The following is a 12600-nucleotide window of genomic DNA, read 5'->3' as shown; positions in this document are numbered from 1 at the left end:
GCACCCGTTGGCCCCCAAGATCAAGCCTCGCACCCCGCGAAGCATTGACGCGGGCGCAGGTGTTTCCTACCCAAGACCAACCGCACCAAGGACAGGCACGCCATGCGCCCCGCGACCGACGCTCTCATCGTGATCGACGTGCAGAACGATTTCTGCCCCGGCGGGGCCTTGGCCGTGGCCGAGGGTGACGCGATCATCCCCCGCATCAACAGCCTGATGGACGATTTCGCCACCGTGGTCCTGACGCAAGACTGGCACCCCGCCAACCACGCCAGTTTCGCCGCCAACCATGCGGGTGCCGCCCCCTTCTCGATGACCGAAATGCCCTATGGCCCGCAGGTCCTTTGGCCCACCCATTGCGTGATCGGAAGCAGCGGCGCAGCCTTTCACCCCGCCTTGCGCACCGACCCCGCGCAACTGGTGATCCGCAAAGGCTTCCGCCCCGCCATCGACAGCTATTCCGCCTTCTTCGAGAACGACCACAGCACGCCGACCGGGCTTGACGGCTATCTGCGCGCGCGGGGGGTCACGTCGGTCACCTTCGTCGGCCTTGCCACCGATTACTGCGTTGCCTATTCCGCGCTCGATGCGGCCAAACTCGGCTTTGCGGCAACCGTGCTTTCCGGTGCCTGCCGGGCAATCGACCTGAACGGCTCGCTGGCCGAGGCCACCGCGAAACTGCACGCCGCCGGCGTCACCCTTGGAAACTGACATGGTCGATATCGCCACACGGGTCCACAACCACAACTGGAAGATCGACCCGATCGTCCGGTCGCTGATCGACACCGACTTTTACAAACTGCTGATGTGCCAATCGATCTTCCGCAACAAGCCGGACACGAATGTCACCTTCAGCCTGATCAACCGCAGCAAATCCATCCGCCTCGCCGACCTGATCGACGAAGGGGAACTGCGCGAGCAACTCGATCACGTGCGGTCCCTGTCGCTGTCGCGCGGTGAATCCACATGGCTGCGCGGCAACACCTTTTACGGCAAGCGCCAGATGTTCCGTCCCGATTTCATGGAATGGTTCGAAGCCCTTCGCCTGCCGCCCTATCACCTCGAAAAGCATGATGGCCAATACGAACTGACGTTTGAGGGCAAATGGCCCGAGGTGATGCTCTGGGAGATTCCCGCCCTTGCCGTGCTGATGGAACTGCGCTCGCGCGCCGTGCTGAAAGGCATGGGCAAATTCGAGCTGCAAATCCTCTACGCCCGCGCCATGTCGCGGCTTTGGGAAAAGATCGAGCGTCTGCGCCACATCGACGGGCTGCGGATTGCCGATTTCGGAACCCGCCGCCGCCATTCCTTTCTGTGGCAGGACTGGTGCGTTCAGGCGATGCAGGAAGGTCTGGGCGACAAATTCACCGGCACCTCCAACTGCCGCATCGCCATGAAACGCGACATCGAAGCCATCGGCACCAATGCCCACGAATTGCCGATGGTCTATTCCGCGCTGACCAATACCGATGCCGAACTGGCCCAGGCCCCCTATCAGGTGCTTGCCGACTGGCACGAGGAACATGACGGCAACCTGCGCGTGATCCTGCCCGACACCTATGGCACCGAAGGCTTCCTGCGCAACGCGCCCGACTGGCTGTCGAAATGGACGGGCATCCGCATCGACTCGGGCGATCCGGCCACGGGCGCCGAAACCGCCATCCGCTGGTGGAAATCGCGTGGCGAGGATCCGACGAAGAAACTGGTGATCTTTTCCGACGGGCTGGATGTCGACAAGATCGCCGAACTCCACGCCCGTTTCGCCGGCCGCGTAAAGGTCTCGTTCGGCTGGGGCACGCTGCTGACCAACGATTTCACGGGTCTTGCCGAAGATCGCCTTGCCCCCTTCAGCCTTGTCTGCAAGGCCGTTTCGGCCAATGGCCGCCCCACGGTGAAACTGTCGGACAATCCCAACAAGGCGATGGGTCCGGCGGACGAGATCGCCCGCTACAAACGCGTCTTCGGCGTGGGCGAACAGGCCGCGCTGGCGGTGACGGTCTGACCACGAGGGCGCGAAAAATGACGCATTTTTCGCGTCGATTTCTGACGCAGAAATCGGTCGCGGCCCCAAAGTTTGCGCCAAACTACGCCGCGGTTGCTGCGCCAAAAATCAGGGCCTGACCCAGAGTTTGCGTCAAACTCTGCCGCGATTTTTGCGTCAAAAATCGCCTCCGCCCTCAGTCCTCGCCCTCGACCCGCCCGCGCATGGCCTTGACCTCGCCGCGCACGGCCTTTGCCGCCAGCCGCCGTTTCTGGCTGCCCCATGTCGGCTTTGTCGCCACCCGCCGCTTGGGGGCCACCAGCGCCTCGCGGATCATCTCGACCAGGCGCTCCCGCGCCAGTTCCCGGTTGCGGATCTGGCTTCGCGTCTCCTCGGCCCGGATCACGATCGCCCCTTCGTTCGTCCAGCGCCGCCCCGCGATCCGCTTCAGCCGCGCCTTCACCGACGCCGGCAGATGCGGCGAGCGTTCCGCCTCGAAGCGCAATTCCACCGCCGTCTCGACCTTGTTGACATTCTGCCCACCCGGCCCCGACGAGCGCGAGAAACTCTCGCTCAATTCCCAGTCGGCCAGCACAAGGGTATCATTGATCCGCAGCATCCCCGACACCTAGCGCGCCATCCCGTGTTTTGCAAAATATCCGGCCCGCAGATGCCCGGACCAAGGCCCGAAAATGGAGAAAGGGTCGCCCGACACAGGCGACCCTTTCCGAGATCCAAGGAGATGGGCCAGTTAGGTTTCAAGCCCAATCGGTTGTCTGTTTGTCCAAGGGGCTGCCCTTAGAAAACACGCCCCCCGACTGTCCTGACACCTATCTCCAATGTAGCTCTAGACACTGGATCACCTCCTTTCAATGGGTTGCCGATATCGAAAAGGTGACACAGATTTTGTGTTTGTCAAAAGAAATTACGCTACCCGTGCGGCAAAGCGGTAAACGGCCAGGCGGAACGGCACCAATGCGATGACATCGACGGCAACCTTCACCAGCCAATCCGCGACCGCCAGAGAAACCCAGAAAGACACCATCGGACCAAAGCCCAGAAGCGGCATCTGCCCGGTCGCCCAAGACACGTCATTGCCCGGTTCGATCCAGACCAGCGCGGCGGAAAAGGCGATGGTGAAAAAGATCGCCGTGTCGATGGTCGATCCGAACAGCGTCGAGACGAAGGGCGCTTTCCACCACGCGACCGACTGGCGCAGCCGGTTGAAAACGCCGATGTCGAGCAGCTGCCCGATCAGGAACGCCGCCGCCGAACCGACCGCCACGCGCAGCGTCACCAATGGCCCGAACTCGCCCATGATCTGCGTGCCGACGACCGAACACAAAAGCCCCACCACGAAACCCGCGTAAACCACCTGCCGCGCCGCCTTGGCGCCCGACAGCCGGTTGACGATATCCGAGACGAGGAAGGACAGCGGATAGGTAAAGGCCCCCCATGTCAGCCATTGCCCGATGGGGTGCTGCACAAGGATGTTCGAGGCCACGACGACGATGGCCATGGCGACGACGCCATAAGTCTGGATGCGGGTCATTTCGTTTTTTCCGTTTTTTACAAGGTCGCGGAGACTTGCCCCCGCCCATCGGGGGAACGGCGGGGGACTACGCCCGCAGGGCGCGCCTGTCAACGTGGCAGTCGGTATTCCACGATCTCGGTCGTCTGGAAAAAGCTGAAATTGTCGTCCGACACCATCGTCAGCCGGATTGCCCCCGCCGCATCGCGCCAGACGGCCAACCCTTCAAGGTTGTCATGCTGCCCCGTGGCACTTTCCATCTCGACACGCTCGTCGCCCAGCCCCGCATCGCCCAGCGCGAAACTGCGCACGCGGCTGGCGAAACCGGCAAGGCCCTGAAAATCCCGCTCCAGCAGATAAAGCCGCCCGTCAGGGCCGATGTCGGCATCCACCGCCAGAAAGCTGCCCCGTCGCGGCAGATCGAAGGGCTGGTCCCATCTGCCGTTGCGGTAGCGATAGACCGGAAAGGGCCGCTCCAGCGCGCCCGACCGTTCTGGCAGGGTGTAAAGCGTGCCCTCCGCATCGACCGCCAGACTTTCCAGCGACGAATTGCTTTGCATCGCCGCGAAATCGGGATGCGACGGCAGGTTCACCGCCGACCCGTCGATCCGGTCGTATTCCAGCACCCGCGCCGCGCCCTCGAAAGACACGAAAACCCGCCCGTCCGGCCCCACCGCCAACCCTTCGGAATCCCTGCGCCCTTCGGCAAGCACCCCGTCGCCACGCGCCAGCAGGGGCTGCATCGGCCCCGCACTTACCCCCGTGACCGACCCGTCCGCCGCGCGTTCGATCCGGCCTTGCAGGAACATGCCCTTGTCGGAAATCGCCAGAAACCGCTGCCCGTCCGGCCAAAGCTCGATCCCCGAAATCCCGCCGAAATTCTCGTCCTCCATCTGCCAGCGAAAGCTTTGCAGATGCCCCGCCGGAAACGGAGGGCTTGCGCTGCCTTGCAGCCCCCCGATCAAGGCAAAGCCCCCGATCAGGGCGAAGATAGCACTTTTCTGCATTGGCGCGGCAGGTCGGCCATCGTGTAGTCCCGTGGACCACGCACGACCGGAACCGGTCCTTTCTGAGGTTTCGGATGCAGATAGGCATCGGAAACCCAATACATCAAGGTGTCATCGCAGCCGTTGCCGCCCTTGGAAAGCTCGGACACGCTTGGCGTCTGCGTCTCGCACAGCCGCGCGCCCTTGGGGCATTTCAGCCGCACATGGAAATGCGTGTCATGCCCGTAGATCGGCCTGATCTTCTGCAACCACTTGGTATCGGCCCGCTTCGCGGTCTTGCACATCTCGATCTTGACCGCTGCGGCCACGAAAATCCGGTCCACCCGCGGGTCGGATGCCGCCGCCTGAAGCAGCGCGGCATGGGCGGGGGTCCAGTATTTCGTCACCGACTTTTGATCGGCCGACCGCACCGGAACCGAGGAAATCTCTTCCCGCTCGGCCCGCGTCAGATCAAGCCGCCGGGGCGGCAGCATCCAGATATCGGCGTCCAGCCCGATCTGGTGGCTGGCATGACCGCTGGTCATCGGCCCGCCGCGCGGCTGGCTCATGTCACCGATATACAACCCCGCCCAGCCAAGCCGGTCTTGCGCGAAGCGGCTCAGCTCCTCGATGAAATCCACAAGGTCGGGTTGCCCGTAATGCCGGTTGCGTGACAGGCGCATCGCCTGCCAACTTGGCCCGCTCTCGGGCAATTCGACCATGCCCGCCCCGCATCCCTTGGCATATGAACCGATCGGCATCGGGTCTTGCAGCGACGGGGCCTCGGCGGCACCGAACAGCTTGTTGGCTTTGGTTTCGGCAAGGGCAGGCGCGGCAAGCAGCGCCAGCACCGCGCAAAGAACTCCGATCCGCCTCATTCCATCTCACCCCGCGCACGCACCAGCATCAGCAACCCCAGCCCGATGGCGAACATCCCGATCAGCGGCGAAATCCCGATCCGCTGCGACCCGCTGATCGCCGTGACCAGCGCGATCAGCGCCGGCGACATGAAACTTGCCACCTTGCCCGACAGCGCGAACAGCCCGAAAGCCTCGGTCGCCTGTTCGGGCGTGGTGTGCCGCACCATCAGCGTCCGGCTTGCGGCCTGCAACGCCCCGCCCGCCGCACCGATCAGCGCCCCGCACAGGAAGAAGATGTCGTCCGACGCCCCCGATGCCGGATCGAGCGGCACGCCCCAGATCTGCTCGCGCGTCATGCCGACGATGATCGTACACACCAGCATCAGCACCAGGATGCAAAAGGCGATCACCGGCTTCGGCCCGAAGCGCCTGTCCGCCTTGCCGCCGATCCAGCTTGCCAGCGTCGCCGTCACCGCCCCCATCACGCCGAAAGCCCCGATCTGGGTGATCTCCCACCCCAGCACACCCGAGGCATAGACCCCGCCGAAACCGTAAAGCGCGTTCAGCGCGTCACGGTAGAACAGCGACGACAGCAGATAGGCCGACAGGCTGCGCCGGTAGCGCAACCCCGAGACGAGGTCCTTAAGCGATGCAAAGGCAAGCCCGAGGTTCAGCGGCCGCCGCTCGACCTTGGGCTCTTTCACCCACAGAAAGAACGGGATCATGAACACCACATACCAGATCGCCGTGAAAGGCCCGACCGCCCGCGTTCCCTCGCGCGATTCAGGGTCCAGCCCGAACAGCGGATCGATCCCGATCAGCGTCTTGCCCGTGGCCGAGTTCTCGGAGAACAGCGCCAGCATCAGCAGCAGCGCGATCAGCCCGCCCAGATAGCCAAAGGCGAACCCCGACCCGCTGACCGCGCCCAGATCCTCGTGGTCGCCCAGACTTGGCATCAGGGCGTTCGTGAAGATCGTGGCGAACTCCATCCCGATGAAGCCAAGGCCGAAGAAGGCCGCCGCGAACAGCAGGTTCTCGCCCCCCGGCGCCACGTACCAAAGCGCGTAACTGCCCACGACATAAAAGGCCGAAAAGACCCAGACCCAGACAAGCCGCCGCCCCGTGCCATCGGCAATCGCGCCAAGGAACGGCGCCAGTATCGCAATCAGCACCGAGGCGATGGCCAGCGCCGTGCCCCAGTAGCTTTGCGCCGCCGCCGCCGCCGCATCGGCATCCAGCCCCTCGGCCATGTAATATCCGCGCGCGATCTCGGCGAAATAGGGGCCGAAGATGAATGTCAGAAGCAGCGTGTTGTAAGGCTGGCTTGCCCAGTCGAAAAACCACCAGCCCCAGATGCGCTTCCTGTCGGCACTCGCCATGTTCTGCCCCTTTTGGTTGAACGCGATTCAACCCCGAAAGCCGCCCCCGCGCAAGCGCCCTACCGTGCCGGAGGCCAGGGTCTTGCCGCCTCGGCGGCAATCCACCGCTCTACCCAATCGGGCAGCGGGGGGCTGTCGGCCGCCTGCCCCATCGCCGCAAGCATGCGGGCCGGAGGCACGATCCCCGCCGTCGATGTCACGGCCGAGCGCACGACCATATGGCTTGCACATTCCCCGCCCAGCCACATCGACTGTTCGATGTAGAAAAAGCGCGCATCCCAGCCGATGCAGCGGCTGTGCATGGTGATGCGGTCAAAGGCGCGCACCCGCCGCCGGTAACGCGTGGTGTTGCCCGCCACCGCCATGCCCCACCCCTGCGCCGCCAGCGCCCGATGAAACCCGACCCGCCGCCCCAAGGGCACACGCCCGAGGTCATATAGCGTCAGCGTCCGCCCGTTGTTCAGCTCGACCCACGGGTCCAGATCCCACGGCCAGCAGATATGGCGGCTGACATGCACGCCCGACAGCGGCAAATCGGGCAAACGGCGCGCAAGCAGCAGCTCTTTCGCCATGCGGATGAAGGGATACATCGGCAGTCCTCCTTGCCCGCTGCGTGGCCGAACCCGCCCCCCCGCGTCAAGAGAGCATGCGATAACCGTTGCCCTTTGACGCCCCAGCGATTACCTCTCGCCACAACCCCTTGTGTGGACAGGCCGCAAAATGACCTCGATACTGCAAATCCTGCTTCTGATCCTGAACATCGCGCAATGGATCATCCTTGCCCATATCATCATGAGCTGGCTGATCAACTTTCAGGTCCTGAACCTGCGCCAACCCATCGTGGCGCAAATCTGGTACGGGCTGTGCAACCTGCTCGATCCGGTCTATTCGCGCCTGCGCCGCATCCTGCCCAACATGGGCGGGCTCGACCTCGCGCCGCTTTTGGCGCTGCTCGCCATCTATGCCGCGCGCATCGTCATCATCAACAACATCGCCAGCTTCTACTGATCCTTGACGCTCCCTTAACCAGGCGCGGGCCAGCCTGACCCGCGCCACAGCGATTCCGGCCCATGCAAGACCCAAGCGCCCTTCTGTCGTCGATCTTCGGCTTTCCGGGCTTCCGCCCCGGTCAGGCCGAAATCGTCGACGCCGTGCTTCAGGGCAAGAACACGCTGGCCATCATGCCCACGGGCGGGGGCAAGTCGCTGTGCTTCCAGCTTCCCGCCCTGTGCCGCGACGGGGTCACCGTCGTCATTTCCCCGCTCATCGCGCTGATGCGCGATCAGGTCCGGTCCTTGCGCGAAGCGGGGGTCGAGGCGGGCGCGCTGACATCCGGCAACACCGACGAGGAAACCGAAAGCGTCTTTCAGGCCCTCGACGACGGCCGCCTGAAGCTTCTCTACATGGCCCCCGAGCGCCTTGCCTCGGCGGGCGCCCTGCCGCTGCTGCGCCGCATCAACACCACCCTCATCGCCGTGGACGAGGCGCATTGCGTCAGCCAATGGGGCCACGACTTCCGCCCCGATTACCTGCGCATTGGCGAGCTGCGGCGCGCATTGGGCGTCCCCCTCGCCGCCTTCACCGCCACCGCGGATGAAGAGACGCGCGCCGAAATCGTCACCCGCCTGTTCGACGGCCAGCCCCCCGAAACCTTCCTGCGCGGCTTCGACCGGCCCAACATCCACCTTGCCTTTGCCGTCAAGGACACGCCCCGCACGCAGATCCTGCGCTTTGCCGCCGCGCGCAAAGGGCAATCGGGCATCGTCTACTGCGCCACCCGCGCCAAGACCGAAACACTGGCAACAGCCCTGCGCGAGGCGGGCCATTCCGCCTGCCACTACCACGGCGGCATGGACCCGGAAGACCGCCGCAGCGTCGAAATCCGCTTCCAGCGCGAAGACGGGCTGATCGTCGTCGCCACCATCGCCTTCGGGATGGGCATCGACAAACCCGATATCCGCTGGGTCGCCCATGCCGACCTGCCGAAATCCATCGAAGGCTACTATCAGGAAATCGGCCGCGCGGGCCGCGATGGCGCGCCCGCCGAAACGCTCACGCTTTACGGCCCCGACGACATCCGCCTGCGCCGCAGCCAGATCGACGAAGGCATCGCCCCGCCCGACCGCAAGGCCGCCGATCACGCCCGCCTGAACGCCCTCCTCGGCCTTGCCGAAGCCACCGCCTGCCGCCGTCAGGTCCTGCTCGGCTACTTCGGCGAAGCCGCCGAACCCTGCGGCAACTGCGATCTCTGCGACCGCCCCGCCGACCTGTTCGACGCCACCGATGCCGTGCGCAAGGCGCTGTCGGCCATCCTGCGCACCGGCGAATGGTTCGGCGCGGGGCATCTGATCGACATCCTGACCGGCACCCCCACGCCCAAGGTCAAGGAACGCGGCCACGACCAGCTTCCCACCTATGCCGTGGGCCGCGACCTGACGAAACCCGCATGGGGCGCCGTGTTCCGCCAGATGATGGGCCGCGATCTTGTCCGCCCCGACCCCGACCGCCACGGCGCGTTGCGGATGACCGATGCCGCCCGCCCCATCCTGCGCGGCGAGGAGAACATCACCCTCCGCCGCGACACGATCACCTCGGCCCAGCCGCGCGTCGCCGTCAAAACCCTTGTCTCGGACGAGGACGCGCCCCTGCTCTCGGCGCTCAAGGCCAAGCGCCGCGCCTTGGCCGAACAGGCCAACGTCCCCGCCTATGTCATCTTCCCCGACCGCACCCTTGCCGAAATGGCCGAAAAGCGCCCCGCCAACCTTGACCAGTTCGCGCAGATCACGGGGGTCGGCGCGAAAAAGCTGGAAAGCTACGGCGCGGCCTTCCTTGCCGTCATCAACGGCGCGGTCGAAGTGCTTCACCCCCAGCGCATGCGCCTTGCAGGCCGCGACGCGGGGCAGGTCTACGACCGGCTGGCCGAAGAGCAACTCCGCCTCTCGCGGGGCGAGGACGGGACCGGAAAATACCTGTCCGTCACCCATTCCACCCTGCGCCAGATCGCGGAAACCCGCCCCTCCACCCTGCCGGAACTCGACCGGATCTCCGGCATGGGCGCACAAAAGACCGAACGCTTCGGGCAAGCCTTCCTCGGCGTCTTGCGCGATGCCTGACGCGCCCTAGATCGCAGACAGCGACCCAAAGGACCGATATGCTCACCGTCATCTCTCCCGCCAAACGCCTTGACGAAACACCCCGCGCCCTGCCCGCGGGGCTAGAGCCGACCACCCCCGATTTCCGGCCCGAGGCCGCGAAACTCGCCCGCATCGCGCGCGAGCTTTCGGTGGCCGACCTGCGCGCGCTGATGGATATTTCCGAACCCTTGGCCAAGCTGAACCATGACCGTTTCGCCAGCTTCAAATCCAAACCCGACCCCGCCACGCTGAAGCCCGCCGCCTTCTGCTTCGACGGCGACACCTATGCGGGACTCGAGGCCAAAACCCTCGACCCCGACGCGCTGCGCTGGGCGCAGGGCCATCTCCGCATCCTCTCGGGTCTTTACGGCCTTTTGCGCCCGCTCGACCTGATCCAGCCCTATCGCCTTGAAATGGGCTCGAAACTCGCCAATCCCAAAGGGGCGGACCTCTACGCCTTCTGGGGCAACAAGATTTCGCGCGCCCTGAACGACGCCGCCGAAGCCGCCGGAACGGCCACGCTTATCAACTGCGCCTCGCAGGAATATTTCCACGCCGTCAACCGCAAGGCGCTGAAACCCGCCGTCATCACCCCGACCTTCCTCGAGGTGAAGGCGGGCGAAGCCAGGATCGTCTCGTTCTTCGCCAAGAAAGCCCGCGGGGCAATGGCCCGCTTCATTGCAGAGAACCGCCTGACCGACCCGGCCGACATCCTTGGTTTCACCACGGGCGGTTACGCCTACGATCCCGACCGCTCGACCCCCGAAACCCCCGTATTCCTGCGTCTCGCCGAGGCCGAGGCCGCCGCCTGATCGCCGAAAACTTGCCGCGAGCCGCGTTTCCCCCTAAGCTGCGCGCCTGTGCAGGGGGGCGTCCGAATGGCGGTGACAAAGGGCGATATTGCAAGCGAACTGCTTGGTTTTGCCGTCTTTTCCGGCCTCGACCCTGCAAGCGTCAGCCAACTCGCGGCAGCGGTCACCCGCCGGACATGGCCTTCGGGCGGCACCATCTTTCAACGGGGTGACACGGAAACCCACCTTCTTGCGCTGGTCGATGGCCGCGTGCGCCTGTCGCTCGGCACGCCGCAAGGCAAGGAACTGGTGCTGCGCCATCTGGGGCCGGGGGAGATTCTGGGCGAAATGGCCCTTCTCGACGGTCGCCCCCGTTCGGCCGATGCGACGGCGGTCGGACAGGTCACCGCACTCGTGCTGCACAGTGACCGCTTCCACCGGATCGCCGGCGAGAACCCCGCCATTCCGCTGGCCTTCGCCCGCTACCTCTGCGGCCTTCTGCGCGACACCAACGCCCAGATGGAATCCATAGCCCTTTACGAAATGCCCGCCCGCCTCGTGCGTTTCGTGCTTTACACGCTGCGTCAGGTGCATGGCGAAAACCTGCCCGATCAGGCCACGCTGAAACTCGGCTTCAGCCAAAGCGAGCTTGCCTCGATCGTGGGCGCAACGCGGCCCAAGGTGAACCGCGCCCTGCAAGACATCATGGCAACCGGCGCCCTGCGCCGCGATGGCGACGCGCTGGTGTGCAATACGCCGGCGCTGCTCGACCTCGTGGCGGAATACGACGACCTCGGCTGAGGTCAGGCCGCCAGCCCCTTCGACCCCATGTCGATGAACTTCTGCCGACGGTCCTTGATCAGCGCATCGGGGCGCTTGCCGGACAGCTCCTTGAGCATGGTCTCGATGCCCTTGCCCACGGCCTCGATGGTTTCCTTTGGCCCGCGTTGTGCGCCGCCCAGCGGTTCCTTGATGATCCGGTCGATCACGCCCAGCTTTTGCAGGTCCTGCGCCGTCAGGCGCAACGCTTCCGCCGCTTCGCGCATCTTCTCGGCATCTTTCCACAAGATCGACGCGCAGCCTTCGGGGCTGATCACCGAATAGACCGAATGCTCCAGCATCGCCACACGGTTCGCCGTGGCAAAGGCGACAGCCCCGCCCGACCCGCCCTCGCCGATCACCACGGAAATCAGCGGCACCCCGATTTCAAGGCACTTCTGCGTCGACCGCGCAATCGCTTCGGCCTGCCCCCGCTCTTCCGCGCCCTTGCCCGGATAGGCGCCGGGCGTGTCGACCAGCGTGATCACCGGCAGGCGGAAACGGTCGGCCATCTCCATCAGGCGGATCGCCTTGCGATAGCCCTCGGGCCGCGCCATGCCGAAATTGCGCTCGATCCGGCTTTTGGTGTCATTGCCCTTTTCATGCCCGATCACCACGACCGGTTGGTCGTTGAACCGTGCAAGCCCGCCCATGACGGCGTGATCGTCGGCAAAGTTCCGGTCCCCCGCAAGCGCGGTGAATTCGGTGAACAGCGCGTCGATGTAATCCTTGCAATGCGGTCGGTCCGGGTGGCGCGCCACCTGACATTTCCGCCACGGCGTCAGATCCTTGTACAGATCCTTGAGCAGCGCCTCGGCCTTGCGGTCCAGCGCCTCGGCCTCTTTGCTCACGTCCATATTGGAACCCGACCGCGCCATAGCCCGCAGTTCTTCCGCCTTGCCCTCGATCTCGGCCAGCGGCTTTTCGAATTCCAGATAGTTCATGGCACACTCCACAAAGGACGTCGGGGTTATATGCCGATACCCGACCCCAATTGCAACCGACCGGCGGCTGCCGCCGCCGCAAACAGCAACGCCCCGCGGTGTCCCACGGGGCGTGCGTCCTCCCGACTTGCTGCGAGGGGCCTCCTCTCCCCTTGGTCGCAGCGCGGGTGTTCTT

The 12600-nt window shown here is 64.8% G+C and carries 13 protein-coding genes; 6 read left to right on the top strand and 7 right to left on the bottom strand.

The features are described 5' to 3' along the window. The first annotated feature begins 102 nt into the window (after nt 1-102). On the top strand, nt 103-711 hold the full coding sequence (gene pncA, locus H7F16_RS12590) for a bifunctional nicotinamidase/pyrazinamidase (RefSeq protein ID WP_185797950.1): 609 nt from the start codon (nt 103-105) through the stop codon (nt 709-711). Nucleotide 712: 1 nt separating this feature from the next. After that, complete coding sequence (pncB, locus tag H7F16_RS12585; RefSeq protein WP_185797949.1) at nt 713-2002, top strand: nicotinate phosphoribosyltransferase; 1290 nt, start codon at nt 713-715, stop codon at nt 2000-2002. A gap of 175 nt (nt 2003-2177) precedes the next feature. Here pncB and arfB read toward each other — a convergent pair whose 3' ends face one another. From arfB to H7F16_RS12555, 6 genes are all read right to left on the bottom strand, one after another. Next, nucleotides 2178-2600, bottom strand: a complete 423-nt coding sequence (gene arfB / locus H7F16_RS12580; protein ID WP_185797948.1) for an alternative ribosome rescue aminoacyl-tRNA hydrolase ArfB — start codon at nt 2598-2600, stop codon at nt 2178-2180. A gap of 306 nt (nt 2601-2906) precedes the next feature. After that, the gene (locus H7F16_RS12575; protein WP_185797947.1) at nt 2907-3533 is read right to left on the bottom strand and encodes a queuosine precursor transporter; all 627 of its coding nucleotides are present in this window, start codon (nt 3531-3533) and stop codon (nt 2907-2909) included. A gap of 89 nt (nt 3534-3622) precedes the next feature. Beyond that, nucleotides 3623-4519 (bottom strand): esterase-like activity of phytase family protein, encoded by an 897-nt coding sequence (locus H7F16_RS12570; RefSeq protein ID WP_185797946.1) that lies wholly within the window; start codon nt 4517-4519, stop codon nt 3623-3625. Beyond that, nucleotides 4492-5376, bottom strand: coding sequence for a penicillin-insensitive murein endopeptidase (gene mepA / locus H7F16_RS12565; protein ID WP_185797945.1), 885 nt, complete (start codon nt 5374-5376; stop codon nt 4492-4494). Before mepA ends, H7F16_RS12570 begins: the two co-directional genes overlap by 28 nt. After that, nucleotides 5373-6737 carry an MFS transporter gene (locus H7F16_RS12560; RefSeq protein ID WP_185797944.1) on the bottom strand — a complete coding sequence of 455 codons (1365 nt, stop codon included), beginning with the start codon at nt 6735-6737 and terminating at the stop codon, nt 5373-5375. The genes mepA and H7F16_RS12560 overlap by 4 nt, the downstream gene beginning before the upstream one ends. Before the next feature lie 59 nt (nt 6738-6796). Then, the gene (locus H7F16_RS12555; RefSeq protein WP_185797943.1) at nt 6797-7327 is read right to left on the bottom strand and encodes an acyl-CoA thioesterase; all 531 of its coding nucleotides are present in this window, start codon (nt 7325-7327) and stop codon (nt 6797-6799) included. A gap of 130 nt (nt 7328-7457) precedes the next feature. Between H7F16_RS12555 and H7F16_RS12550 the strand changes: the two genes are divergently transcribed. The 4 genes from H7F16_RS12550 (at nt 7458) to H7F16_RS12535 (ending at nt 11463) form a co-directional block, all read left to right on the top strand. Further along, the gene (locus tag H7F16_RS12550; RefSeq protein ID WP_185797942.1) at nt 7458-7745 is read left to right on the top strand and encodes a YggT family protein; all 288 of its coding nucleotides are present in this window, start codon (nt 7458-7460) and stop codon (nt 7743-7745) included. 62 nt (nt 7746-7807) lie between these two features. Then, nucleotides 7808-9850: a DNA helicase RecQ gene (gene recQ / locus H7F16_RS12545; protein ID WP_185797941.1), complete on the top strand. Its 2043-nt coding sequence runs from the start codon at nt 7808-7810 to the stop codon at nt 9848-9850. Between the two features lie 38 nt (nt 9851-9888). Next, on the top strand, nt 9889-10683 hold the full coding sequence (yaaA, locus tag H7F16_RS12540) for a peroxide stress protein YaaA (RefSeq protein ID WP_185797940.1): 795 nt from the start codon (nt 9889-9891) through the stop codon (nt 10681-10683). A gap of 66 nt (nt 10684-10749) precedes the next feature. After that, nucleotides 10750-11463 (top strand): Crp/Fnr family transcriptional regulator, encoded by a 714-nt coding sequence (locus H7F16_RS12535; RefSeq protein ID WP_185797939.1) that lies wholly within the window; start codon nt 10750-10752, stop codon nt 11461-11463. A gap of 2 nt (nt 11464-11465) precedes the next feature. On the opposite strand, the gene H7F16_RS12530 is transcribed toward H7F16_RS12535, so the two are convergent. Further along, nucleotides 11466-12425: an acetyl-CoA carboxylase carboxyltransferase subunit alpha gene (locus H7F16_RS12530; RefSeq protein ID WP_185797938.1), complete on the bottom strand. Its 960-nt coding sequence runs from the start codon at nt 12423-12425 to the stop codon at nt 11466-11468. Nucleotides 12426-12600 lie beyond the last annotated feature (175 nt).

Source organism: Paragemmobacter straminiformis (assembly GCF_014243445.1).
GTDB classification, from domain to species: Bacteria; Pseudomonadota; Alphaproteobacteria; order Rhodobacterales; family Rhodobacteraceae; genus Paragemmobacter; species Paragemmobacter straminiformis.
The sequence above is the reverse complement of the archived record's forward strand: the minus strand, read 5'-3'. Positions and strand labels throughout refer to the sequence as shown.